We start from the raw sequence: 24852 nt of genomic DNA on the forward strand, positions 1-24852 counted from the left end.
GTTGAATAAGGGGTCAACACCGCATTCACAAGGTGTCTAATTCAATAGGTAAAAAAGTAATGCTTGCAGCAAATTTGTGAGATTTATAACTAAACCCTACTATAAAAAAGTTTATAGAAAGTACACACAGGGTTGAGTTTTTGTAGTGTAACACAGACATTTTTCGAGAGGAAGTTGAACATTTAATATTCTTAGGCTACTCTAAATGTCACATAAATCTATATGAATAAATTAAATGAAAAATAAAAATCCAGTTTCATTGATCATCATCGGCATTATTTTACTTCTGGTCGGTGGTGGGCTTTATTTTATGAGTTCCGGATCCCATATCAGTGCTTCTGATCAAGCCAGATGTGAAGAATTAGTGCAAAAAAAATATGGTGAAAACTCTGGCTCAATTATCTCAAGCTGTAAAACGGATACAGGTTTTGTTGCCATGATGGACGCTCAAGCCAATGCGACAGGCTCAGCAGAAGATACAGCGAAAGCAATTAGCTCAGCCAATCAAAAAGAACTTGGTTTAGGTATATTCGGTAAATTCCTGATGGGTCTATGTGTGGGAATTGGAATTGCATTGCTCATCAAAGGTCTGATTGGTTTAAAAAATAAATCTCAAACTGGCATTTAACACTTTACAGCAAATTATACGTTGAACTTGCTGTCATTGATCATCTAACACTTTAAACTTGATGAATGTACCATTTTTTATATCGTCATATGCTTCAAGAATTTGATCATAGCTGTTCATTACAAATGGACCATGACCATTGATCGGCTCTTGAAGTGGTTTGCCTGTCAGCAACAATAACTTGCAATACTGTAAAGCGGTGATCTCAATATCCTGCCCTAAACTCGACATCACAGCCAAGCCTTGTTCTTCGAGAATTTCATCTTCAGGCTGAAATTGAACTTTACCAGTTCTTAAATAAATCATAGTGGTGTCGCCAATATTCGCAGGTAGAACCACACGATGCCCTGGCTGGACTTCGATGTCTAAAACTTGGAGTGGCGAATGCGTTTTGGCTGGTCCTTGGGCATTTCCATAATGCCCAGCAATGACCCTGACTGTTCCTGCGGAATGGCTAAGTTCAATCACTGGAATATCCGCTTTGCGCAGACTTTGATAACGGGGTGGATTCATTTTATCTTTGGCAGGCAAATTCACCCACAACTGTACCATTTCAAAATACCCCCCAGTTTTTGAGAATGCCTCACTAAACACTTCTTTATGTTGGACTCCTGAAGCAGCCGTCATCCATTGCACATCGCCTGCAGAAACGATCCCTCCGCCACCCGATGAATCTCGATGTTCGAGTTCTCCAGCAAAAATCAGCGTGACGGTTTCAAAACCTCGATGTGGATGTTCACTCACGCCTTTGCGTAAATTGGTCGGTTTTAAAACTCCAGGTCCCAAGTGATCAAGTAACAGAAAGGGAGAGACGGTATTGCCTAATTCATAGTGTGAAAATACAGAAAGTACAGGATAAAAATCCCCTATCGCAAAGCGCGTATCATTACGATGAATAAAGGCAAGGGTTTTCATACTGTCGATCTTCTCTAATTGGTAAACGCATTAACCGTAAAAATGCTGTTTTAAATTGAAGCTATATGCTGTGAGATATTGCTTTAATTTTTCAATATCATTGGTCGGTTCAATTGCCCTTAAATTTAAAGCTTGAATCTTATCTTCCAATAATTTTAAGATCTGCGCTTGTTCAACCACCGGTAATTGCGCTTTTTCTTTCTGCTGTTTTTTGATTTCCAAATAATCCTCTGCCCAATGGCGGAGTGGATCTTTGGCATCAATTTGATCGAACAACTGCGTGATCTGGAGTTCAGGCATAATCTGTTGTGTTGCAAGTTCTGCGGACATCAAACCACGAATCGAATAAAACACTTTTTTATAAGTAAAATTATCTGCAGTTTGCATGACTTGCATACCGCCTTTAGCTAGCGATAAGTAATGATAATACAGCGCTTTATAGTCTATTCGTTCCAGCAAACCTGCTCTAAAGCTTTCCCACTCAGGAAATTGATTAAAATAGACAATATGCGCTCGTACCCATTCAAGTACTGTAGGATTACTCTTTGCCAAAAGTCCAAACATCTTATTTAAATCAAATGAAACAAAGTCAAAATCCCCCTCCATGATTTCGATTAAGTCACGATGTTGACGATAATCATAATATTGAGCTTTAGAAGGTAAATGGAAACCACGCACATCATAGTCGCTGTCTGGACTTGCCATGCCCCATAATCGACTACCACTTTCGATATAAAATAGTGGATGTTCATCTCGATTTTGGAATAAGTTTTGAATTTCTTGCTGGATGTTCATTGTGTTCACATTTTTGGTAATCTATAAGTTTTATATCATTAATTTCAATGAATTTTGAATTTTCTTTAGTTTTTGAATACCTATTTTCATCGAATTGATTAAGCATGCTGAAGCCTGATTACACTGAAACTATCACTCAGACAAGGGAGCAAAAATTCACTCTCGTTAATTGATTCTATTGATATTCTAAAAACGCATCATATCTGGTGCGTTCTCAAGCAAATGTCTTATCCATTCTTCAATAAAACATATGAATAGCGAAAAACAGCTATCCTTTGGACACCAATTTTGGATTTCTTAATAAATTTTCATGACGCTCTAAAGCCAATTCTATGAGTTGAGTAATTAATTCAGAATAAGTGATCCCACTTGCTTCCCAAAGCTTTGGATACATACTGTTATTGGTAAACCCTGGCAAAGTATTTACTTCATTCAGAAAAATATCACCATTTTCAGTCAAGAAAAAATCGACACGTGCAAGTCCAAAACAACCCAGAATTTTAAAAGCTTTAATCGAAATCTCACGGATCTTATTACTTTGCTCATTCGAAATTGGAGCAGGAATCACGACTGCAGAAGATTGATTATCTATATATTTTGCTTCATAAGAATAAAAACTAGACTTTACAACTACTTCACCGCAAACACTGGCTCTTGGATAATAATTTCCCAAAACCCCGCACTCAATTTCACGACCTTTGATAAATTTTTCGATCAATACTTTGCTGTCATATTGAAATGCATTTTCTAAAGCAGCAATAAATTCCTGTTCATTTTCAACTTTACTCACCCCGACGGAAGAACCTTGATTTGCAGGTTTTACGAATACAGGAAGACCTAAAGTAGTTTGAACCTCATCGAAACTTACCTCATTTAGGTCATAAGCATGAATCGTTAGAAATGGTGCAACAGCAATACCAGAACCTTGTAATAAACGCTTGGTAACATCTTTATCCATACAAATTGCAGAACTTAAAACATCTGAGCCCACAAATGGTAGATCTAAAATTTTAAGCATGCCTTGTAATGCACCATCTTCACCTAAGGTCCCATGAATAATTGGAAAAATAACATCAAGGGGCGCTAATCCTTGTGCATTTTCAATTTCAAAAATTTGAGGTGGCTTAGACTGTAAATGATCTTGCTGTTCACGTGCGGCAAGAGAAATTAATTTAGGATCGTGACCATATTCTAAATAATGTGTAGCATCTAAAATACGCCAAGTGCCATCTTGATCTATCCCAATCAAACTAAGATCAAACTTTTGCCGATCTATTGCATCCACGATATTTTGTGCTGACTGTAGTGACACGCGATGCTCTGATGATTTTCCACCAAAAATTATTCCAACTCTCGTTTTTGCCATTTTGTTGTTCTCTATTTTTAATTTTTCAAATCTATAATTCCCGTTAAATCATTGATTAAGGACATTTTGCCTTTTGGAATGTCTTGGTATTTTTACCACGTAAACACTGATATTCCTTTTGTACGTCTATGCGTTTCCACTGACCATCTACATTTTTAAAGCTATATACCGTACGAATTGAACGAACTGAATCATCCATCAAACCCGTTTCAGTCAATTTCACCTCAGCGACTGTTGGCGATTCAACACGGTTAAAATATTGACGTAATTCAACAGTCGCTAAATCTTTGCGCAGATCAGGACGCTCATTTAAAACTTGGCTCAATGGCGTTTCAGAACCACCCACTTTATTGATTAAATTTTGTGTTGTTGCACAACCCGACAGAGTCACTAAACAAAATACTGAAATTAAACTCAAACGGTTCATTCTGGTTATCCTTAAAACTCAAAGCATCGCTTTATGATGCTATGCACATTCAACTTACACTATTTAAAAACTGTGACTTTATGACTCATCTGCAATATGAGCAATATCGAGAGCAATGACTTGTTGATCTTGATCATCAAACATCAATGCTTGATCATCTAAATCCAGCATATAGAAATGCCCTTGTTCCGTTAGAAAATGCCAAGCGACAATCTCTTGTCCATTATATTGATGCGATGGATCACCGATAGTAATACGATCCAGCTCTTGACCAACCTGCTGACATAATTCTTCAATAATTTTAAAATAACGGGGTTGATTTTCAGCTGCCTGTTGCTTCCGCTGTTCTAGATTTGGAATCTTCGCTGAAACTTGTTCAATAACCGTCAATATTTCATCTTCATCCACTGCTTGTAACTTTGGATGCTGTCTTAACCATTGGCTATTGATTTCAATCAGATCTTCACTTTCATTCAATGCAAAGAATTTATCATCAAAGCTATTGAGTAAATCACGCTGTTGGTTCTCACCAAAATATTCACCCTCTAAAAACTGTTCAAATTCCTCATCAGAAAATTGTTCGATCAAATTAGCGCTTTGTTCAAATAAAGTTGAATGTTGAGTGGCATTCATGGCTTTTAAACCATCACGAACATGCTTCACCATAAATGCATCCCACCCCGTGTTATACACAAATTGAGAGAATCCACCGTTATTGACTTGGGCGAGATAATAATCCACAAAATAGCTATATAGCGCTTCAGCTGACACTTCATCGTATTCGATATAGTGTTCAAATAATTCATTTAATGTATCGATATTGGACATGATCACATCATAATGATCATCACTTTCTAAACTTTGTTTAGAAATTAAAATATTATCAATCAGCATCACTTTCAGTTTCTTATCAATATTTAAGCGCTACAAACATAACAAATTTTTAACGACAAATGACCACAAGACTGTAAATTTATTTTTATTTTTGTGTGTCCATAAAAAACGCTCCCTAAGGAGCGTTTTGGTTCAAACTTTTAAAGATCAAAGAGTTTACCCGGGTTCATAATACCGTTTGGATCAAATACTTTCTTTAAAGCCTTCATGTATTCAATTTCTTCAGCAGTACGGGTGTAATCAAGATAAGGCTTTTTGGTCATGCCCACACCATGCTCAGCAGAAATCGAACCATCATATTTCTTCACTGTTTCAAACACATATTTATTGACAACCTGACACTTTGCAAAGAATTCATCTTTCGATAAATTTGCAGGTTTTAAAATATTTAAATGCAGGTTGCCGTCACCAATATGCCCGAACCAGCAAATTTCAAAGTCGGGATAGTTCTCCGCAACAATCGTATCTATTTCCTTAATAAACGCAGGAACATGCGTAATCAGTACAGAAATATCATTTTTATAAGGGGTAAATGGTGCAATCGTTTCTGAAATGTCTTCACGTAAGCGCCATAAGCTTTGTACTTGTTCGAGACTTTGGCTCATCACGCCATCAAGTACCCAACCTTGTTCCATACAATGCTCAAAAATTTCCATCGCCGCATCCATAATCGGTTCATACGGCGCTTCAAACTCAAGCAAAACATAGAATGGACATTCAGTTTCAAATGGACGTTGAACATGACCACGGTCTAATACCTTTTGCATCGCAAGTTCACCAAAGAACTCAAATGCGGTGAGGTCAATTTTATTTTGAAAAGCATGTAATACTGGCATGATCGCATCAAAATCAGGTACACCCAGTACCATCACTTGTAAGTCATGTGGTTGACGTTCAAGTTTAATTTCAGCTTCAGTCACTAGACCTAAAGTACCTTCACCACCGATGAATAAGTGCTGCATTGCATAACCTGTGGCATTTTTGATCATGCCTTTATTTAAACGCAATACATCACCCTTTCCTGTCACGACTGTCAGACCAAGCACCCAGTTACGTGTCATACCGTACTTGATGACTTTAATCCCACCTGCATTGGTTCCAATGTTTCCACCAAGTTGAGACGAACCAGCAGAAGCAAAATCAACGGGATAATACATTCCCTGTTCTTCAGCATAATTCTGCAGTTGCTCAGTCACGACACCAGCTTGGATACGCACCATACGATCAGCAGGATAAAACTCTAAAATCTGGTTCATTTTGTCGAAGCTCACGACAATTTCACCATCCGCGGCAACAGCACCAGCCGATAATCCAGTACGTCCACCAGATGGTGTGATCGCAACATTAAATTGATTGGCCAATTGAACAATGGCTTGCACCTGCTCCGTACTAGAAGGAAAAACGATAATCGAAGGTTTTGGATCGAAATGCTTAGTATGATCTTTACCCCAATTTTCTAAACTGTCCGCATCGGTTTTAATTCGGTTTTCACCGACAATTTGCGTCAATTGGGTCAATAATTCTGGTGCTATCGTTACTGGAGCATTCATCGTTTTGCGGACCTAGCAAGAAGTAAATAAAAGGCGTCGTATACAACATTTGAGATTTTAAATCAGTCAGTGAAAATTTTTCAGCATATTTTTTAGCCTAAATCTTCAATCTCACCGATTTCAGCACTATTTTACCCAGATGACTGCTCAGGATAAAGTACAGATTTGATTCACATTATCCACACTTTGTATATAAAGCCATCAGCAAGCATGATAAAAATCAATGCATTAGCATTTCATTTGATTTTTGAATAATGCTTATCAGAAATCGTAGATAAAATATCCACTGTAGTGTCACAATCAAAATATCTATAGAACAAGGTCTATGGTATCATATTGCGACTAAATTTGGCCTTTGTAGCGGAGCCGTAATGAGCCAACATCTTTCACTACCTAAAGATAAAATTCGTTTCTTGTTGTTAGAAGGCGTTCACCAAAACGCGATCGACACATTAAATGCTGCTGGATATACCAATATCGATTACCGTAAAACTGCGCTTGAGGGTGAAGCGTTGAAAGAAGCGGTGAAAGATGCTCACTTCATTGGTATTCGTTCCCGTACACAATTAACTGAAGAAATCTTTGAAGCTGCGAATAAATTGATCGCAGTGGGTTGTTTCTGTATCGGAACAAACCAAGTGAATTTAAATGCAGCCATGATTCGTGGTATTCCTGTATTTAACGCACCATACTCAAATACTCGTTCAGTTGCAGAACTTGTTCTTGCAGAATCGATTCTTTTACTTCGCGGTGTACCTGCTAAATCTGCATCTACACACCGTGGTGGTTGGAACAAGTCAGCTGTAGGCTCGTTTGAAACACGTGGAAAAACTTTAGGTATCGTGGGTTACGGCTCAATTGGTTCACAACTTTCAGTTTTGGCTGAAAGCATGGGTATGCATGTGATTTATTATGATGCTGTGACCAAGCTTCCTATGGGTAATGCACGCCAAGTTGGTTCTTTAGATGAATTACTTGCCAATGCTGATGTGGTTACTTTACATGTTCCAGATGTTCCTTCAACACGTAATTTCTTTGCAAAAGATCAATTTGCAAAAATGAAAGAAGGTTCAATCTTCCTCAATGCAGCACGTGGTACATGTGTTGTTATCGAAGATTTAGCGGATGCGATCAAATCTGGTCATATTGCTGGTGCAGCAGTAGATGTATTCCCGAAAGAGCCGAAAGCCAATGGTGAAGAATTTGTTTCTCCTCTTCGTGGTTTAGACAATGTAATCCTTACACCACACGTTGGTGGATCAACGATGGAAGCTCAAGCCAATATTGGTTTAGAAGTTGCAGAGAAATTTGTTGCTTACTCAGATAAAGGTATGACTTTATCTGCTGTAAACTTCCCTGAAATTGCACTTCCATTGACTGAAGGGAAACACCGTTTACTGCATATCCATAAAAACGTACCGGGTGTTCTTTCTAAGATCAACAACCTGTTCGCTGAACATGGAATCAACATTTCTGGTCAGTCTTTAATGACTAAAGGTGACGTTGGTTACTTGGTAATGGATGTAGACGCAACTGCATCTCAAGAAGCGCTTGATACTCTTCATGAAGTTGAAGGTACAATCCGCGTTCGCGTATTGTTCTAAGGCTATTAAGCTTGAAAAACCACAGGGTTTGCCCTGTGGTTTTTTTATTGGTCATTACTTCAGATCAAATGTACAATCATCTCTAAGACTGCACTTCGTTAAAAATTCAAATTCTTAATACATATCATCCTTATTCTAAGTATTTCATAGCATGCTCAATTTAAAAAATGCACCACATCTACAAGCGATCGCTTTACTGTTTTTTGCCATGATCAGTGTGCAAAGCAGCGGTGCTCTTGCCAAAACGCTGTTTGAACAATTTCCAGTATTGACGATTTCTGCGATGCGTCTGCTTTTAGGTGGATTGATTCTAGCTGTCATTTTTAAAATCTGGCAGGTCAATTTAAAGCAAGTCAAATGGTCATCTATTATCAGTTACGGTTTGGCACTTGCTGGAATGAATGCTTTATTTTATCTGTCTATTCACCGTATTCCGCTAGGCATTGCTGTCGCTTTTGAATTTATCGGTCCACTGAGTGTTGCACTTTTCCATGCGCGTCGAAAATTTGATTTTATTTGGGTCGGGCTTGCAATTCTCGGCTTAGTTTTATTGTTTCCTTTTGACCAAGCACAACATCACCTTGATCCTGTTGGAATTGCTTTTGCCTTAGCTGCTGGCGCATGTTGGGCTGTTTATATTGTTGCAGGGCAACGTCCCTCTGGTGTTTCGGGAAATCACACCGTATGTTTGGGCATGTTTGTAGGAACGCTGTGTTTACTACCGATTGCCTTGTTCTCAGGGATGCCGATTGAAATTTTTCAGCCATCGAATTTAGTCTATTTTATTGCATTGGCTATTTTGGCAAGTGCTTTGCCGTTCTCTTTGGAAATGATTGCTTTAAGAAATTTATCCGCTTTAAGTTTTGGGACACTGATGAGTCTTGAGCCAGCAATTGCAGCATTCTCTGGGTTTATTTTCTTAGGTGAACAATTGTTATGGACACAATGGTTAGCTTTAGCCACCATTATCAGTGCTTCAATTGGATGTACAGTGACTGCCCAAAAAAGAAAGCAAATCTAAAAAAACCACCTCGAAAGGTGGTTTTAATGAGTTTCATGTAAAAACTACCAGTCAGGTGCACCCATCAATAGTTTGATCATGGCATTCTGATCAGGCTCAGATTCAAAACCAATTCGCTCAACCCATTCTTGCCCATTGTCTTGTATCAATGCATAAATACTTAAATAACCAATAGGACCTTTTCCACTTGCAAGAAAACCTGAATATTGATTTGGTAGTTGAATTTGTACTGGTTTTCCATAAATAGCATTAAACGTTAAGGTTTCCTCCTCTACACCATCTAAGCCATATACCGTAATTTCTATATTGCAAGACTTTCCAATTAATTCAGGCATAACTTCCCAATTGCCATTAGGTTCAATGGGTCCATTTGAAGAATCAATCAAACTGGTACAAACGGCAGGAAAAGTTAAACCTTTACTACTGCTGTAAACAACTTCACGATCAGTCAAAACAATATTCACATTACCATTCAAACCTGAAACTTGTTTACCTTTGTAACGTACCCATTGATTGGTTTCAAAAATTAAAGCGCTTTGTGCTGACCAGTCCAACTGTCCATCTGAATCGTTTATACCTGTGATCAAGCGTCCGCCATCTTGCGCTACAGAAAAGTCAAACTTCTCATTTATTTTTCCAGAGCAGGACACTGCTGTGCCATTAGGAAGTTCACATTTTATAAAATGATCCGTCGTCGGTTTTCCAAGATCAATGATCACATTACCTGCAGTTGTTGAAGTTTTTTCTCCCAACAGCGTACCTGTGAGGTCTTTGGCTGACCAATAAATTGTACCGCTTGAAGGCATATTCACTACGGTTAAGCCTTCTTTAGCAACACTATTTGATTTGGTTAAAGCAGAACCATCATTTAGGGTGATTTTTGCCGTGACATAACATGGAATCGCCTCTCCACTAGATTGACACTGGACAAAGACTGAACCCGCATTTTCAAATTTTAAATCCCAGTTCCATGTCGAAAAATGACGCACTGTCGCATGTACAGCAAGACCTGTAGCAGATTGATTTGATGTAATGACTTGACCTTTACCTTCCTCAATCCACAATCCACTGCTTTCGTCGAAATACCACATAGGAATTTCAGTTCCAGCTTTCATTTCTTTGTTATTGAGACTTTTTACAGGTAAATTCATTTGAATATCTGCTGTTTTCCCATTTGCAAGTTGTAGTTCCTGACCATTGGCATCTTTAAATGTTGCGGTAATCATCCCTGCGCTAATCAGATCAACAATGTTACCTTGTGCATCTTTTGCCACGCCATTGGCAGGCATCGCATTTAGATCGGCATTGGTGATATCCCAAGGCGTAAATTCGACATTTACTGCACCCGTTGCCAACTCACCATTATTTTTTACAAAAGCGTTTGCAGGAATCGTAATGGTTGCACCCAAATTTTGAGATTGAATCACTTGAGCCATAGAAATTTCAGATACAGGGACAACCTGTTTGATCGCCAATAAATTTACAGATAGTGCTTTTAAATTTGCCACCTCATACACGATGGACTGACCAATAAAACCTGCTTTTTCAAACTGAGCGACCACTGTTTTTGTCGCTTGAGGCAGTATAAGGTTCAAACTTGCACGACCATTTTGATCCGTTTTTATACGCTGCCCTAGTATGGTAACATCCGCATCAGGAATGGATGCACCATTAACAGTTTGAACCAGAATTGCAACTTCTTTATTGGTTGTGATTGCACCCTGTTTTACTTTTATTTTTTGTGTGGTGGAGCTGGTTTGTCCCGCAAGATCGGTGACATTCAATGTCACTGTATATTGCCCCACTTGCGTATAAGTATGTTCAACTGTGGCACCCGTTCCCTGAGTACCATCACCAAAATTCCAAGCATACGTGCGGATTGCATTGCCTTCTTTTGCTTTATATACCGTACTTTTCGTCGCATCAAATTTGACAATTTCGCCTGTACTTGGTGCAACAGGACTATATTCAAATTTTGCGGTCGGCTTACATGCAACCAAAAATAAGCCAATGAATGCCAAAAGTACCCATTTTATATAGTTTTTCATTTTAATCGCCTTTTTTACTAATTTTGTGACACACTTAACAAAATTAAGTTTAGTATGTATTTATTTTTCGATATAGGCATTTTATTTCAAAAATTTGATGCTATTTTTCTTATGATGTACCTAACTTATTCAACAAAATAACAATAAATTTCAATCAATAGAGTCATAAAGTGTAATGAGATGATTAATATTACGAGTGATTCTAAAATGAAGTTGATTTAAAACAACATAGAATTTTATTGGATTAAGATTTGATTACACGTTGCTGTTTTTCTATAGGAAGCTGGCAATCTATTTCAACAAGTGTTAATTCACGCCCAAAACAAGCACCCGTATCGAGAAAATAGCAATTGTGCTTCTTTGTCACATAATCAACCACAGTATGCCCCAGAAAAACCTGCTCAACCCCTTTAACATTCGAATAACGCATAAAGCGTTTATTTTTAATTCGTCCTCTCCCCCAAAGTGCCAACTCTCTACTTTTCGCTTTTGTCGATAATTTAAAAGCTTCCCAATCATTAAGATCAATATCTGCATGCACAAAACCATATTTTTTGTTTTGATGTATGACTTCTAAAAGTACAGGTAATGTTTCCAGCTTCTCAATCACTTGTTTTTGCTGTTGCAAACTTAAAGCATAAAACCATTCACCCCCATGTTGGGCGTGCAGATTTTTCATCAGGGGATCGACATGGGATAAAATGCACATTTCCTCATGATTGCCGAGGATGCTTTTAAACCACGGCTCATCAATTAAATTCAAACATTTCAGACTCTCAGGACCTCGATCAACAAGATCACCTACAGCAATTAGCACATCAGTTTGAAAATCAAAGCGCACATCTGCCAATTTTTGTATCAATGCATCATAGTGACCATGAATATCCCCCACCACAAATAAGCGACCTGTATGGTGAATATATGTCTCTACATGTGCAAAAATGCGATGTGATAAATCATTCATCTGCTGAACTTTGATTTAGAACTCAATAGATGCCGCTTCAATATGCTGATTTTCTTTTGCTAAATCTAAATATTTACTGGCTGTTTTCTTATTTTTTCGTACACCGATTCCATCTTTATAAATTTTAAACAGTTCGAAATAAGAATCTATATCACCATGATCCGCTGCCTGTTTAAATAAATCTGCACTTAGACTCAAATCAACATCAACACATTTACCCTCTCGATACATTTGTCCGAGTAGAAAAAATGCACGTGGTACTTGGAGTTCTTTTGCCTTATTTAACCAATCTAGTGCTCCTTGAGCATTGTCTTGACGCTGTTCAAAAATCGACATACACAGCATCGCCTGAGTATGCCCTTTATCTGCCGCAGCATTTAATAAGGGTAAGTGATGTTCATGTTCCAAAGGCAATAACATAGACAGTTCAAATTGTGCATCCGGATGATTTTGCATTGCTGCTCTTTCTAACCAAGAAACACCTTGATCCAGATTTTTTTCAGTGCCTAAACCATAACGTAAACATTGGGCTAGCGAATATTGTGCGGGTACATGCCCGGCAACTGCTGCATGTGATAATAATTCAACAGCCAGTGTGGCATATTCTTGGTGTTTTTGTTCAGTCTTGGCATTTTCAGCGTTTTTGAGCAAGTTTAATGCGGCTAAGTAAGCCGACTCAATATGTCCATTTTTCGCAGCTTTGAGTAAAAACTCTTGAGCAAGTGTGGCATCACCTTGATCACGTTGTTGCTCAACTAAAGCACGAACATAACAACCAAAAGGATCATTGTGTTGTTGAGCAATTTCAGCATATTTGAAAGCAGCATCTAGATTGTGCTGCGTGAAATAACTAAATGCCAATAACGCACAGGCAAAATGATCTTTTTCAGCAATTTTGAGTAATTCATTTTGTACTTTGATCGGGTCAAATCCAGAAAACTCGACACAAAACTTCAAGCTATTTTGATGCTGGTTTTTTAAATAATTGTCTAAAAGCAATTGGTAAGCAGCTTGCGGATCTTGTGCAAGTTGTTGTTGTGCATAGACAAAAATTGCCTCTGGATGGTTCAATTGGACAGCTTGTTGCAAGTGCATCAATGCTTGTGCCTGAGTCAACTGATCGCTTGCATGGTTCAATCCAAGATAAGCGAGTTCTAAATGTGCTAAACCATGATTAAGCTTTGCGGCATGTTGAAAAAAAAGAATGGCGGAAGGAATACTTTGGTTTAAATAACGTCCCAAGACATGCCACTGACCTAACAAGGTACTTGCGGGCGCAAAGTCTTGATTCGATGCATTGACCAACAAATCCACACGTGCCTGAGCATCTTGTTCAGTTTGGGCAAAGCCTTGTTGTTCTAATTTTAGGACTTCGATATACCAAGCTTCTGCTTGTGAATGTTGCGCCCCATTTAAGGCTATATTTTCAGTATTGTTCGTATGTCCTGACATCTTTTATTCCTAACACATGTGCCATTGCAAGTATAATCTTTCACATCTTACAGAGGAGTACCCATAATCTCAAAGCAAAATATTAAATGAATATTCATATATTTACGAAATACCAAAATAAATTTAAGAAAGTGTTAAAATCTATCCAATTCTTTTTTACACCATAAACATGCCAAACTCTCAACTCACTGCTGTGCTTTTCATGGTTTTATCTATGGTGGCTTATCAGATCAGTGCTTCATTTGCCAAACAGTTGTTTGAAGTTTTAGATCCCATTACGGTCGTGACTTTAAGGTTATGTTTTGCTTCCATTTTAATTATTTTGATGTTCCGTTCATGGAAAATTATCAAACGTTTGCCTTATCTAAGATGGAAAGAACTTTTATATTATAGTGGTTCCGTATGTCTGATGAATGTATTGTTCTATGCATCTTTAGGCAAATTACCACAAGGGATTGCTGTTGGACTCGAGTTTTTAGGTCCACTGACATTAGCACTACTCTCGATTAAACAAAAAAGTGATTATATTTGGGTATTCCTCGCCATCATAGGTATCGCCTTAATGGTGCCTTGGCATGATGCCAATGCGCATAACTTTTCTTATCTTGGTGCAGCATTTGCGCTTGGTGCGGGTATTTGCTGGGCAAGTTATATTTACTTTGGTCAGAAAGTGGTACGCCAAAATATAGGTATGCATGCGCTCAGTATTGCGATTGTTCTCTCGGCACTGGTGATGTTACCAATCAGCGCAGTACATGATTCACAGGCTTTATTACAAACTCAATATTGGGGTAAAGCCTTACTGATTGCGCTTTTGGCAACAGCAATCCCTTATGCTTTAGATCTACTGGCACTCAAACAACTCAGTAAAATGAGCTATGGTACCTTGTCCAGCTTATCCCCTGCTCTGGCAGCAATTGCTGGAATGGTTTTACTCAATGAACATATTACAACATGGCAAATTATTGCTTTAATTTGTATCATGACCGCTTCTGTAGGGGTAACCTTCCGTTCTGCACGAAATCCAGCTGCACTCAACAATGACTGATCTTTTTTAGTCATTGTTTTAAGCGAGTCCTATCCGATGTATAAAGATCTAGCGTCAAGCTAAGCCGAATTGATTTTAATCAAATCTTAGTGGTTACGATCAGGTGAATTGAGTAGGATTACCCAATCAAACGCATTATTTCTTTTGCTTTATATTTTTTATATTCTGACAAATATTTTTTCGCTAAGGTTATTTTCTGATTTTCATCTAAAATTTTCCCTGCTTTCATAAAAAAATTTTGCTCTTTCTGGTAGATGTGCCCTGCAACAGTATCCGATAACCTTTTTGCCAACACCAACCAACGTGAATGACTAAAATCAGTTTGTTCTAAAGAATCTAAGATCGCCTCCATTTCTTGATATTCAGCAAGCGCCAAACGTGTAATATTTAAACCTGAATCCGTCATCATTAACGGACTGTAAAAATAACGATCCTCGGCAACTGCATGTGCAAATAGTTCATTTTTGAGTAAATTAAAAATTTTCCGTCGTTCAGGCGTATCACCTGATGTATGAATGAGCTGTTCAGACAAATCCTTCTGAATCCTGTGGCTTTCTCGTAAAGCCTCGAATATGTTCATCAAAATCCCTCTTTTTTTGATTCTACGTGAGCGCTGATTTCTTTTTTATTGAGTCGATAAATTTCGCTGAATAAGTCATCAATCATAAATAAAGCATCAAAAAAAAGCCCCACAAAATTTAAGAGTTTTTTGTATCAAAAAAACTTAAATTTTGTGGGGTGTTTTGAATATAAGGCTTAAGCCATGAACATTTGGTATCCCAAACGACAAATCAAGATACTGACTAAAATTAAAAATAAAATTCGAATAAAACCACTTCCATATTTCAACGCCATTTTCACGCCCACCAGTGAGCCACAAATATTGGCGACTGCCATCATTAAGCCCAATTGAAATAGCACATGCCCTGTGGGAATAAAGAAACTCAATGCTGCAAAATTGGTCATGAAATTGCCGATTTTCGAAAGTGCCGAAGCATGGAGAAAGTCAACTTTCAAATAACGAATAAAATAAAAAATAAAGAAACTGCCTGTGCCTGGTCCAAAAATTCCATCATAAAAACCAATCAATAAACCACCGATACCTGCGATCAACAGCATTTTATGGGTAACTTCCTGTTGAAAATGTACTTGCCCAAACTGTTTTTTAAAAAACGTATAGATTGCGATGACAATCAACATAAACAAGACAAAGGGACGTAAAATTTCCTGTGGAATTAAAGAGACACAAGCAGCACCACCAAATGAACTGATGAAAGCTGTGATCCCGATAACCGCAAGCAATTTCCATTCAATTTTGACTTGTTTTAAATAAGAAAATGCTGCGGATGCAGTTCCACAAATGGATGCAAGCTTGTTAGTACCAAAAACCGTAGCCGTCGGATAATGAGGCAACGCCCCCATCAAAGCAGGAATTTGAATCAGTCCCCCACCTCCGACAGCAGCATCAATCGCGCCTGCACAAAAGGCAAAAAACACTAAACTGAGAATAATATCAAATTCCATAACATTCACTTATCTTTTAACGGTGCTATATTTGAACAGTGCTCGTTCTTCAATCCACTGAATTTTGAGGCAATATTTCTAATCAAAGATTTAAAACACGTTTCGGTACCAAGCGCTTCTTATCCGTAATTTCAGCCAGCCCTAAACATTTTTCACCATCGAATACAAGCACTTCTGCGACTGCAACATGATCTATATTACTTTCCATACCGCGGCAGAAATATTCTGCACGACCTTGAGGTACCTGAACCTTTAAAAAATGATCAATTGGTGCATATACAGGAAGCAACAACTTTTCTCGCTCTTGTTCAGTTAAGCTTTCCAAATATTCAATGGTATATTCGGGGATTAAATCAAAGTGACCTGTCTGAATCCGATGTAAATAAGTCAAATGTCCATACGTACCTAATGCTTTGGCAATATCTTCACCTAGCACTCGAATATAAGTCCCTTTCGAACAAGTGATATCTAAAGTCAGGCTCTGTGATGTAAACTCAATAAGTTCAACAGCAAAAATATGGATAGGTCGAGCCTCACGCTCAATTTCAATGCCTTGACGAGCCAACTCATACAATGGACGTCCTTGTTTCTTTAAAGCTGAATACATTGGAGGAATTTGCTGTATGTCACCAGTGAATTGTTTCAAAACCTGCTCAATATTCGCTTGGCTTAATTCAGGTACATCTTTTTCTAACAAGACCTCGCCTTCCACATCACCTGTAGTTGTACTGTGCCCCAACTGAATGGTTGTACGATAACGTTTGTTCGAATCTAATAAATAATGCGAAAACTTGGTCGCTTCGCCTAAACAAATCGGCAGTAAACCCGAAGCCAAAGGATCAAGTGCACCTGTATGCCCGGCTTTTTGTGCTCGATACAACCAACGAACTTTTTGCAATGCTGCATTTGAACTAATGCCCAATGGTTTATTCAATAAAAATACACCACTGATATGACGACGTGGAATCTTCTGGGCTTTTGAGGACATCTTGATCTTTATACATAAGTTGATGGGTTATTTTAACAAAAACCACTCATCTATTTTTACAAATTTTATATTTGAAACTTGCGGTTTTATGGCAAATTATTTTTGAATAAAAATACAAAAAATATAGGACATTAGATGGATTCATCTAGAAAAAAAACGCTTGGGATAGTGTTGTTTATTATTTTAGTGGTGATTTTGGCAGTCATTTTCTGGCTTAAACCCAGTCATCAAACAGCTGAAGCACATCAGACTTCGGACGATACAACTCAGTCTGAAGGACAAATTGCCGCTTCTCAGCTTTCAACATCAGAAGCGCTAAGTTTTGCCAGCAAGAGCCAACAAGACACGCAAATTAATTGTCAAATTCGAGTAGATGCTTCCAACCGCTTAATTGTCAATGAACAAACCAAAGACTGTTTTGAATATTTCATTACCCAGTATGGTGAAAAAACAATTGAACAAATCAAAACAGATTTCCAGCGTTATCTTCAAACAAGCTATAAAGAGCCTGTTCTATCTCAGTTGAGTGATTTATGGACACGCTACATGGATTACCGAAGTAAATTAGCAGATTTACAAGCACCCAATGCGGACAAGGAAAGTGCAAAATACTATCAACAGATTGTGGACAATACCAAAAATTTAAGAAAGAAATTCTTCTCAGATTATGAAATCCAAGGTCTATTTGGTACGCAAGATACCTATGACCAATATACCGTCGATCGAATGGCTGTGATGGATGACGCATCCTTATCTGCAAGCGAAAAAGCCAAAAAACTTAAAGCATTGTTTGATCAACTTCCTGAAGATTGGAAAGAAAATCTGCAACAACTGAATCAGCTTGAAGACCTCAGAAAACTCACAGCAGACATTAAAGCACGCGGTGGCTCAGCACAAGAACTGCATCAAATGCGTACTAATCTTGTTGGTCCAGAAGCAACTCAACGTTTAGAAACATTAGATGTCCAAAGAGGTGACTGGAAAAATAAAGTGAACCAGTATTTATCTGAGCGAGACACCATTCTCAACAGCAATATGAGTGATTCCGCTAAACAAAGTGCAATACAACAACTCAAATCACAACAATTTTCCAATCAACAAGAACAACTTAGATTACAAACATTTGAAACGGTACATGACCAAGGAGGTCAATTACCGTTTGCAAATTAATCAATAAAATTGTGACATAACAGGAAAAAAATGAAAAACAGGACAATAAAAAATCGTATGGGGCTCAGTATATGCTGTGTGTTGGGACTTAGTTTAGCCAGCTTGACACAGGCATCTCCATGCATTTTGCAAATCAAAGATACAATCAAATCAGATTATGCAAAAACTGCATATCCTATAGTCATGACACATGGTTGGCTCGGATGGTCTCGAATCGGAAATGAGCGTTTTAATATTGACTATTGGTATCAGATCTTACCCGACATGGCGCGTAATGGTGCAACAGTATTTGCAGCACAATTGTCTCCTGCCAATACCACTGAAGTGCGTGGAGAACAACTGATCACTCAAGTAGAAGAGGTTTTAGCACTCACAGGAAAGGACAAAGTCAACTTGATTGGACACAGTCATGGCGGTCCAACTATCCGCTATGTTGCAGCGGTTAAACCTCAATATGTCGCGTCTATCACGGGTGTAGGTGGAACTTTTCGAGGTTCTCGTGTTGCCGACAGCATTCAAAATAATCAAGCAAGTAAAATTTTGATGAATATTTTGGGACAATATATTGTTGGTCCACTGATCACATGGGCACAGGAAAATCCAGATTTAGCGATTAACTTTGATGCCTCGATGAAATCGCTCTCAGAAACAGGCTCTTCTACATTTAACAGCAAATTTCCAACAACTGCACTCGCCACAGATTGTAATAAAACGGGTGCGAAAGTAGAAAATGGAATTCATTATTACTCTTGGGGAGGAACTGCGCAAACCACAAATTTATTAGATATCGATACCCTATTAATGCAACTTGCCCCCTTAGTGTACGGCAACACTGATAATGACGGCATGGTACCGCGCTGTAGTACGCATATTGGGCAAGTGATTAGAGATAATTACGATTTAAATCATACCGATTTAGCCAATATGATGTTTGGTTTACGAGGTTGGTTCTCACAAGATCCCGTAGCCTTATATCGACAGCATGCCAATCGTTTGAAGTTACAAGGACTGTAATCTACACCAACTTACAATTCTAGAAATTGTGGGTTATTTATCCAGTTAAAACAAAAAGAGTATTTAAAATGAAATTAAAGATCGGTTCACTCGGGCTGGGTCTCGTCCTCGGACTCAGTGGAATGACAGTCTCAGCATCAGGGCTACAAACTGTCACTCCAACCTATGTCAGTTCTGACTATGCAAAAACCAAATATCCAATCGTATTTAACCATGGCATGTTTGGTTTCACTCGGCTTGGTATATCATCATTTGGCTTAGATTATTTTTATCAGGTGCTCCCCGATCTTGCTCGAAATGGTGCGAAGGTCTATGCAACACAGGTTTCTCCTTTAGAAAGCACTGAGGTTCGTGGTGAGCAACTTTTACAACAAGTTGATGAGGTTTTGGCATTAACAGGATCAGCCAAAGTGAATCTCATTGGACATAGTCATGGTGGTCCAACCATTCGTTATATTGAAATCGTTGCACCTTCCAAAGTAGCATCTTTAACTGCTGTTGCAGGAACGATAAAAGGCTCTAAAGTTGCAGATGATATATTGAGTAATCGAGGCGCGAGTGCGCTGTTAACCGTTGTAAGTCAATATATTTTAGCGCCGGTGATTACGTTACTGGAAAATAATCCATCATTACCCAACAGCTTAAATCGTTCTTTACAAAGTATTAGTGAAAAAGGTTCAGCTGAATTTAATGCAAAATATCCAAGTGCAGCGATTCCCAAAGATTGTGGTCAGGGGCAAAAAGTGACTTCAAATGGTGTCTACCATTATTCATGGACGGGTAAAGCACAATTGACCAATGTTCTTGATCTGACTGATGCTGCAATTTCTACCCTTGCACCTTTGTCATATAAAAATCTAGATAATGATGGCTTAGTCACTCGTTGCAATACGCATTTAGGACAAGTGATTCGAGATAATTATGATCAAACCCACTTGGATGAGGTCAATCAAATTTTAGGGTTACGCGGATTATTTTCACCGAATCCAGTTGATCAATTTCGCCAACAAGCCAATCGCTTGAAATTAGAAGGCTTATAATATTTCTAATCTAAAATATTTACTGTGAGGTCAACAACAGTAGATTTTATTTATGTTTGATTTAAAAATAAAGCCCTCAAATCCTGTTGCCATACGACGGTTATGGCAACACATCAATTCATTTTTTACCAAGAAATAAAATATTAAGTTACAGTTTAGGTTGTTTTTCATCCAAATTTCATCGATAACCTCACTTCAGCTTTGCTAGGTTAAAAAACGATACATACCAAAAACCCCTCAATAATAAAACCAACGGAGATTTATGATGAAATATGGACATCTGATCACAGGTCTATTTCTCGCATGTACTTTATCCACGACACATGCATCCAATGCACAACAAGTCACTGCAACAAAAGTAAGTTCTGATTATGCAAAAACCAAATACCCAATTGTATTTGCTCATGGTATGGCAGGATTTATTCGGGTGGGTGATGTTTTAGGACTCGATTACTGGTATCAAATTTTACCTAATTTGGCACGAAACGGCGCAAGCACATGGGCGACACGTGTATCACCGTTTAATTCAACCGAAGTGCGCGGCGAACAACTGGCTCAACAAGTAGAAGAGATTTTAGCCATCACAGGTAGCCAAAAGGTCAATTTAGTCGGTCATTCTCATGGTGGTCCAACCAGTCGCTATGTCGCGGGTGTCATGCCTACTCGCGTTGCATCCGTGACCGCGATTGGTTCACCACAAAGGGGCAGCCCAGTTGCAGATGTCATTTTGAGTGCAGAGGGTACAGTTCTTGAAGGACCCGTTGTCAGTCTTGTCAATTTATTCTCGAAAACCATTGTTTGGGCGCAAGGCTTAGATCCAAAAAGCTTTCCTCATGATGCACTTGCCAGTGGAAAAAGTGTTACGACCGAAGGTTCAGTTTTATTTAATCGTAAATTTCCAATGGGCGTCGGCGCTACAGCATGTAGCGAAGGTGCTTATCAAGAAAAAGGCATTCAATTTTTTTCATTTACAGGCAATTCAGTCGTCACCAATCTTTTAGACTTGGATTCAGCACTACTTGGTACAAGCTTATTGATCAATCTCGGTCATGATAATGATGGTTTAGTGTCACGTTGTAGTGCGAAATTCGGCAGAACTATTCGAGATAATTACCGCTGGAATCATTTGGACGAAATCAATCAAATTTTAGGTTTACGCGCGCTCTTTGCGCCAGACCCAGTACAAGTCTATCGTGAACATGCCAACCGTTTGAAAGTACAAGGTTTGTAAGTTCTCAACTTAAATTAGCCATATTGTATCTCTTTTTACAATATGGCTTTTGGTTTTGCTCATATCCCTTCGCTCAATATAAAAACATCCATGCCACCTCACAATAAAAAGACCTTCTATGATCCAAAAGTGCAAAATAAACCAATCACCAAAGGCTCTAACAATTTTTATAAAACATAAAGCGCATTGGATATGAATGATTGAAATCAAATCACTTGTATGAATATTCTTTGACCTAGTTTTAAGTTTTCCATAAATTTCAATGGCTTTTATGAATTTAACACTGAATAAACATTTTTACGAAATAAAATATTACATTTAAGGTTGTTTTTCATACTTTTCCGCTCGTAATTCATGACAATTTTGATATTTTTAAATTTCACTTAGAAGTGAATCAATAATAAATAACAATTTTAAATGGAGCTTCCCCATGAAATATGGATCATTGATGGCAAGTCTAATCTTGGCTTGTTTAGTACCCAGTGCGTATGCGTCTAATGCCCAGCAAATCACCACAAGTCAAACAACATCAACTTATGCTAAAACTAAATATCCTATTGTATTGGTACATGGCATGGCTGGATTTATTCGTTCAGACAATGCTTCAGGACAAGACTACTGGTACCAAATTGCACCTGACTTAGCACGTAATGGTGCAAATACATGGGTCACACGTGTTTCACCATTTAACTCAACAGAAGTTAGAGGTGAACAATTGGTACAACAAGTTGAAGATATCCTCGCCATTACAGGACAAACAAAAATCAACCTCATTGGTCACTCACATGGTGGTCCCACTGCACGTTATGTTGCCGGAGTGATGCCGAACAACGTTGCTTCGGTAACAGCTGTTGGCTCCCCAAACAAAGGGAGTCCACTTTCGGATGTGATTTTACGAGCAGAAGGCACTCCAGCTGAAGGTCCATTGGTCAACATGGTTAATTTTATTTCCAATATGATTGTTTGGTCTAAGGGCTTTGATCCCAAAGAGTTTCCGCATGATGCATTGGCAGGTTCAAAAAGTTTAAGCACCGAAGGCTCTGCTCTTTTCAATAATCAATTTCCAATGGGCGTTCCGACAACAACATGTGGAGAAGGTGCATATCAGGAAAAAGGCATTTATTTTTATTCTTTCACAGGAAGTGCTGTTTTAACAAATCTTGCAGATTTAACGGATGCATTCTTGCTCAGCACCAGTCGCAATATTCCTGAAACCAATGATGGACTTGTCTCTCGCTGTAGTGCCAAATTTGGTAAAACGATTCGTGATGATTATCGTTGGAATCATTTAGATGAAGTCAATCAGGTTTTAGGCTTGCGTGCAATCTTTGCACCTGATCCAGTACAAGTCTATCGTGAACAAGCCAACCGTTTAAAATTACAAGGATTATAATAGCAATCAATATTATTGACTTAATATAATTGAAATGGTCTTTGCTTTTTTCATCAGCAGATTTTACCTGACATCGCTATCGCGGGTGCGGCATGGATGCCGCCATCGGTCAAGGGCGATATGAGCAAAAACAAAGCACTGCTTTGTTTGCAGCGCAAGATCCCTGTTAAACAAAGGATTTTTGTTACTTTTCATCTCTAAAAAGTAAGACATCGCCAACGCAAATCAATTAAAACTTTAGAGCTAAAACGTGGCAGTGCAAGCTTTAGATCTTCAAGCAATCTATTGATCACTTTGATTTTATTGATCAAGAAAAATGATATTTTGCTGTATGCATTTTTCAACAGGTTGTCTATATACTATTTTCATTCATCAATTAGTCATAAAAAATGCGCCTAATAAGGCGCATTTTTAGCTGTAAAGCAAAGTTAAAATTAACCTTGTTTACGCGCTGGTAATTTCTCACGAATACGTGCAGCTTTACCAGACAATTCGCGTAGGTAATAAAGCTTAGCACGACGAACGTCACCACGACGTTTCACTTCGATTTTAGCAACGATTGGAGAGTGAGTTTGGAATACGCGCTCAACACCAACACCGCTAGAAATTTTACGTACTGTGAACGCTGAGTTCAAACCACGGTTTTTCTTCGCAATCACCACACCTTCAAACGCCTGAAGACGCTCACGGTCACCTTCTTTTACTTTTACTTGGACAACAACTGTGTCACCAGGAGCAAAAGCAGGGATGTCAGTTTTTAACTGTTGGTTTTCAATTGCTTGAACTAAAGGATGTTTACCACTCATTGTGGGAATCTCCGATTTTGCGGAACAGAAGAGGTCTGTACAACCGCTGGGGACAGAGGCTAAATCGCATATCAACCCGTTTATCTTTCCCCTTAGCCTTACTCAAATATGAGAGAGCTTAAGGAGCCTATAAAAGACATTTAACCAAGGCTAAATATCAATTTGTTGAAGCATTGCTTCTCAATCTTGTGCTCGAACCAAGCATCATTTTGCTGAGTCTTGCTGATCTTTTAGCCATTTCTTTTGCTGCTTGGTCAACTCAACTTTTTCCACCAACTCAGGGCGACGTTCCAAAGTGCGTTGATAGCGTTGCAAAAACCGCCATTTTTCAATATTTGCATGATGACCTGACTTTAAAACATCAGGAACATCCAAACCTTCAAAATGGTCTGGCTTGGTATATTGTGGGCAATCGAGTAGACCGTCCACAAATGAATCTTGCACTGCTGACTGTTCATCTGACATGGTATTCGGCAAACGTCGAATCACACTGTCTAATAGAACCATCGCAGGTAGTTCACCACCCGACAATACGTAATCTCCAATCGACCATTCCTGATCTACATATTTTTGGATCAAACGTTCATCGACCCCCTCATAACGTCCACACAGTACAATCAATCCGTCATAATGAATAAATTGCTGTACCGCAGGTTCATTTAGGGTTTTACCTTGTGGAGACATATACACCACAGGGACATGAACCGCTCCTGCTTGCTTTGCAAGCTGTTTGGCATGGTGTATTGCTTTTGCCAAAGGCTCAGCCATCATCACCATACCTGGACCACCACCAAATGGACGTTCATCCACTCTTTTGTAGTTGCCCTCGGCAAATTCTCGTGGATTGATACAATGAACTTGTACAATGTCACGTTTCACCGCGCGTCCGCTAATGCCGTACGCTGTAATCGCTTCAAACATTTCAGGAAAAAGCGTAATGACTGCAAAAAACACCGCAGACTCCTCTATTTTCC

General features: G+C 38.5%; 23 protein-coding genes. 9 read left to right on the top strand and 14 right to left on the bottom strand.

Annotation, left to right across the window (positions count from 1 at the left end; translation table 11 throughout):
• Positions 1–235 precede the first annotated feature (235 nt).
• Positions 236–628: a hypothetical protein gene (locus AC1Z3T_RS06765; RefSeq protein WP_042088527.1), complete on the top strand. Its 393-nt coding sequence runs from the start codon at positions 236–238 to the stop codon at positions 626–628.
• 33 nt (positions 629–661) lie between these two features.
• Here AC1Z3T_RS06765 and AC1Z3T_RS06770 read toward each other — a convergent pair whose 3' ends face one another.
• From AC1Z3T_RS06770 to AC1Z3T_RS06795, 6 genes are all read right to left on the bottom strand, one after another.
• Complete coding sequence (locus tag AC1Z3T_RS06770) at positions 662–1543, bottom strand: pirin family protein (RefSeq protein ID WP_046759795.1); 882 nt, start codon at positions 1541–1543, stop codon at positions 662–664.
• 30 nt (positions 1544–1573) lie between these two features.
• Entirely contained in the window at positions 1574–2338 is a 765-nt protein-coding gene (locus AC1Z3T_RS06775) for a nucleotidyltransferase domain-containing protein (protein ID WP_100886058.1), read from the bottom strand.
• A gap of 268 nt (positions 2339–2606) precedes the next feature.
• Positions 2607–3704 carry a D-alanine--D-alanine ligase gene (gene ddlA, locus AC1Z3T_RS06780; protein ID WP_100886059.1) on the bottom strand — a complete coding sequence of 366 codons (1098 nt, stop codon included), beginning with the start codon at positions 3702–3704 and terminating at the stop codon, positions 2607–2609.
• Positions 3705–3759: 55 nt separating this feature from the next.
• A complete protein-coding gene (locus tag AC1Z3T_RS06785; RefSeq protein ID WP_004826467.1) occupies positions 3760–4131 on the bottom strand; it encodes a hypothetical protein in 372 nt (123 codons plus the stop codon).
• A gap of 78 nt (positions 4132–4209) precedes the next feature.
• The gene (locus tag AC1Z3T_RS06790; protein WP_167387371.1) at positions 4210–5025 is read right to left on the bottom strand and encodes a DMP19 family protein; all 816 of its coding nucleotides are present in this window, start codon (positions 5023–5025) and stop codon (positions 4210–4212) included.
• Between the two features lie 140 nt (positions 5026–5165).
• Positions 5166–6575 carry an FAD-binding oxidoreductase gene (locus AC1Z3T_RS06795; protein ID WP_100886061.1) on the bottom strand — a complete coding sequence of 470 codons (1410 nt, stop codon included), beginning with the start codon at positions 6573–6575 and terminating at the stop codon, positions 5166–5168.
• 371 nt (positions 6576–6946) lie between these two features.
• Between AC1Z3T_RS06795 and serA the strand changes: the two genes are divergently transcribed.
• On the top strand, positions 6947–8179 hold the full coding sequence (gene serA, locus AC1Z3T_RS06800) for a phosphoglycerate dehydrogenase (protein ID WP_005035460.1): 1233 nt from the start codon (positions 6947–6949) through the stop codon (positions 8177–8179).
• A 151-nt stretch (positions 8180–8330) separates the two neighbouring features.
• Positions 8331–9200, top strand: a complete 870-nt coding sequence (locus AC1Z3T_RS06805; protein WP_100886062.1) for an EamA family transporter — start codon at positions 8331–8333, stop codon at positions 9198–9200.
• Positions 9201–9244: 44 nt separating this feature from the next.
• Here AC1Z3T_RS06805 and AC1Z3T_RS06810 read toward each other — a convergent pair whose 3' ends face one another.
• The 3 genes from AC1Z3T_RS06810 to AC1Z3T_RS06820 form a co-directional block, all read right to left on the bottom strand.
• On the bottom strand, positions 9245–11248 hold the full coding sequence (locus tag AC1Z3T_RS06810) for a PKD domain-containing protein (protein ID WP_100886063.1): 2004 nt from the start codon (positions 11246–11248) through the stop codon (positions 9245–9247).
• Between the two features lie 244 nt (positions 11249–11492).
• A complete protein-coding gene (locus AC1Z3T_RS06815) occupies positions 11493–12212 on the bottom strand; it encodes a metallophosphoesterase (protein ID WP_100886064.1) in 720 nt (239 codons plus the stop codon).
• Between the two features lie 15 nt (positions 12213–12227).
• Complete coding sequence (locus tag AC1Z3T_RS06820; protein ID WP_100886065.1) at positions 12228–13664, bottom strand: tetratricopeptide repeat protein; 1437 nt, start codon at positions 13662–13664, stop codon at positions 12228–12230.
• A gap of 169 nt (positions 13665–13833) precedes the next feature.
• Between AC1Z3T_RS06820 and AC1Z3T_RS06825 the strand changes: the two genes are divergently transcribed.
• Complete coding sequence (locus AC1Z3T_RS06825; protein ID WP_004826457.1) at positions 13834–14712, top strand: EamA family transporter; 879 nt, start codon at positions 13834–13836, stop codon at positions 14710–14712.
• Between the two features lie 118 nt (positions 14713–14830).
• Here AC1Z3T_RS06825 and AC1Z3T_RS06830 read toward each other — a convergent pair whose 3' ends face one another.
• The 3 genes from AC1Z3T_RS06830 to truB all read right to left on the bottom strand — a co-directional run bounded on the left by AC1Z3T_RS06830 (position 14831) and on the right by truB (position 17224).
• Positions 14831–15292 (bottom strand): hemerythrin domain-containing protein, encoded by a 462-nt coding sequence (locus tag AC1Z3T_RS06830; RefSeq protein ID WP_004826456.1) that lies wholly within the window; start codon positions 15290–15292, stop codon positions 14831–14833.
• Between the two features lie 176 nt (positions 15293–15468).
• Positions 15469–16236: a sulfite exporter TauE/SafE family protein gene (locus AC1Z3T_RS06835; RefSeq protein ID WP_005035448.1), complete on the bottom strand. Its 768-nt coding sequence runs from the start codon at positions 16234–16236 to the stop codon at positions 15469–15471.
• Between the two features lie 82 nt (positions 16237–16318).
• Positions 16319–17224 carry a tRNA pseudouridine(55) synthase TruB gene (truB, locus tag AC1Z3T_RS06840; protein WP_004826452.1) on the bottom strand — a complete coding sequence of 302 codons (906 nt, stop codon included), beginning with the start codon at positions 17222–17224 and terminating at the stop codon, positions 16319–16321.
• A gap of 135 nt (positions 17225–17359) precedes the next feature.
• Between truB and AC1Z3T_RS06845 the strand changes: the two genes are divergently transcribed.
• From AC1Z3T_RS06845 to AC1Z3T_RS06865, 5 genes are all read left to right on the top strand, one after another.
• Positions 17360–18394, top strand: coding sequence for a lipase secretion chaperone (locus tag AC1Z3T_RS06845; protein ID WP_005035442.1), 1035 nt, complete (start codon positions 17360–17362; stop codon positions 18392–18394).
• A gap of 30 nt (positions 18395–18424) precedes the next feature.
• Complete coding sequence (locus tag AC1Z3T_RS06850) at positions 18425–19408, top strand: esterase/lipase family protein (RefSeq protein ID WP_100886066.1); 984 nt, start codon at positions 18425–18427, stop codon at positions 19406–19408.
• Between the two features lie 68 nt (positions 19409–19476).
• Positions 19477–20448 carry an esterase/lipase family protein gene (locus AC1Z3T_RS06855; RefSeq protein WP_100886067.1) on the top strand — a complete coding sequence of 324 codons (972 nt, stop codon included), beginning with the start codon at positions 19477–19479 and terminating at the stop codon, positions 20446–20448.
• A gap of 265 nt (positions 20449–20713) precedes the next feature.
• Positions 20714–21679, top strand: a complete 966-nt coding sequence (locus tag AC1Z3T_RS06860; RefSeq protein ID WP_100886068.1) for a lipase family alpha/beta hydrolase — start codon at positions 20714–20716, stop codon at positions 21677–21679.
• Positions 21680–22109: 430 nt separating this feature from the next.
• Positions 22110–23072: a lipase family alpha/beta hydrolase gene (locus AC1Z3T_RS06865; RefSeq protein WP_004826444.1), complete on the top strand. Its 963-nt coding sequence runs from the start codon at positions 22110–22112 to the stop codon at positions 23070–23072.
• Between the two features lie 434 nt (positions 23073–23506).
• On the opposite strand, the gene rplS is transcribed toward AC1Z3T_RS06865, so the two are convergent.
• Positions 23507–23878, bottom strand: a complete 372-nt coding sequence (rplS, locus tag AC1Z3T_RS06870) for a 50S ribosomal protein L19 (RefSeq protein ID WP_004826442.1) — start codon at positions 23876–23878, stop codon at positions 23507–23509.
• A 204-nt stretch (positions 23879–24082) separates the two neighbouring features.
• Positions 24083–24832, bottom strand: coding sequence for a tRNA (guanosine(37)-N1)-methyltransferase TrmD (gene trmD / locus AC1Z3T_RS06875; RefSeq protein ID WP_100886069.1), 750 nt, complete (start codon positions 24830–24832; stop codon positions 24083–24085).
• Between the last annotated feature and the right edge of the window lie 20 nt (positions 24833–24852).

It is taken from the genome of Acinetobacter sp. B-6 (genome assembly GCF_056930735.1).

What these genes read in the sequence shown, in the direction of transcription:
- AC1Z3T_RS06765 (WP_042088527.1), top strand. Translation starts at nt 236, where the DNA reads ATGAAAAATAAAAATCCAGTTTCATTGATCATCATCGGCATTATTTTA.
- AC1Z3T_RS06770 (WP_046759795.1), bottom strand. Translation starts at nt 1,543, where the DNA reads ATGAAAACCCTTGCCTTTATTCATCGTAATGATACGCGCTTTGCGATA.
- AC1Z3T_RS06775 (WP_100886058.1), bottom strand. Translation starts at nt 2,338, where the DNA reads ATGAACATCCAGCAAGAAATTCAAAACTTATTCCAAAATCGAGATGAA.
- ddlA (WP_100886059.1), bottom strand. Translation starts at nt 3,704, where the DNA reads ATGGCAAAAACGAGAGTTGGAATAATTTTTGGTGGAAAATCATCAGAG.
- AC1Z3T_RS06785 (WP_004826467.1), bottom strand. Translation starts at nt 4,131, where the DNA reads ATGAACCGTTTGAGTTTAATTTCAGTATTTTGTTTAGTGACTCTGTCG.
- AC1Z3T_RS06790 (WP_167387371.1), bottom strand. Translation starts at nt 5,025, where the DNA reads ATGCTGATTGATAATATTTTAATTTCTAAACAAAGTTTAGAAAGTGAT.
- AC1Z3T_RS06795 (WP_100886061.1), bottom strand. Translation starts at nt 6,575, where the DNA reads ATGAATGCTCCAGTAACGATAGCACCAGAATTATTGACCCAATTGACG.
- serA (WP_005035460.1), top strand. Translation starts at nt 6,947, where the DNA reads ATGAGCCAACATCTTTCACTACCTAAAGATAAAATTCGTTTCTTGTTG.
- AC1Z3T_RS06805 (WP_100886062.1), top strand. Translation starts at nt 8,331, where the DNA reads ATGCTCAATTTAAAAAATGCACCACATCTACAAGCGATCGCTTTACTG.
- AC1Z3T_RS06810 (WP_100886063.1), bottom strand. Translation starts at nt 11,248, where the DNA reads ATGAAAAACTATATAAAATGGGTACTTTTGGCATTCATTGGCTTATTT.
- AC1Z3T_RS06815 (WP_100886064.1), bottom strand. Translation starts at nt 12,212, where the DNA reads ATGAATGATTTATCACATCGCATTTTTGCACATGTAGAGACATATATT.
- AC1Z3T_RS06820 (WP_100886065.1), bottom strand. Translation starts at nt 13,664, where the DNA reads ATGTCAGGACATACGAACAATACTGAAAATATAGCCTTAAATGGGGCG.
- AC1Z3T_RS06825 (WP_004826457.1), top strand. Translation starts at nt 13,834, where the DNA reads ATGCCAAACTCTCAACTCACTGCTGTGCTTTTCATGGTTTTATCTATG.
- AC1Z3T_RS06830 (WP_004826456.1), bottom strand. Translation starts at nt 15,292, where the DNA reads ATGAACATATTCGAGGCTTTACGAGAAAGCCACAGGATTCAGAAGGAT.
- AC1Z3T_RS06835 (WP_005035448.1), bottom strand. Translation starts at nt 16,236, where the DNA reads ATGGAATTTGATATTATTCTCAGTTTAGTGTTTTTTGCCTTTTGTGCA.
- truB (WP_004826452.1), bottom strand. Translation starts at nt 17,224, where the DNA reads ATGTCCTCAAAAGCCCAGAAGATTCCACGTCGTCATATCAGTGGTGTA.
- AC1Z3T_RS06845 (WP_005035442.1), top strand. Translation starts at nt 17,360, where the DNA reads ATGGATTCATCTAGAAAAAAAACGCTTGGGATAGTGTTGTTTATTATT.
- AC1Z3T_RS06850 (WP_100886066.1), top strand. Translation starts at nt 18,425, where the DNA reads ATGAAAAACAGGACAATAAAAAATCGTATGGGGCTCAGTATATGCTGT.
- AC1Z3T_RS06855 (WP_100886067.1), top strand. Translation starts at nt 19,477, where the DNA reads ATGAAATTAAAGATCGGTTCACTCGGGCTGGGTCTCGTCCTCGGACTC.
- AC1Z3T_RS06860 (WP_100886068.1), top strand. Translation starts at nt 20,714, where the DNA reads ATGAAATATGGACATCTGATCACAGGTCTATTTCTCGCATGTACTTTA.
- AC1Z3T_RS06865 (WP_004826444.1), top strand. Translation starts at nt 22,110, where the DNA reads ATGAAATATGGATCATTGATGGCAAGTCTAATCTTGGCTTGTTTAGTA.
- rplS (WP_004826442.1), bottom strand. Translation starts at nt 23,878, where the DNA reads ATGAGTGGTAAACATCCTTTAGTTCAAGCAATTGAAAACCAACAGTTA.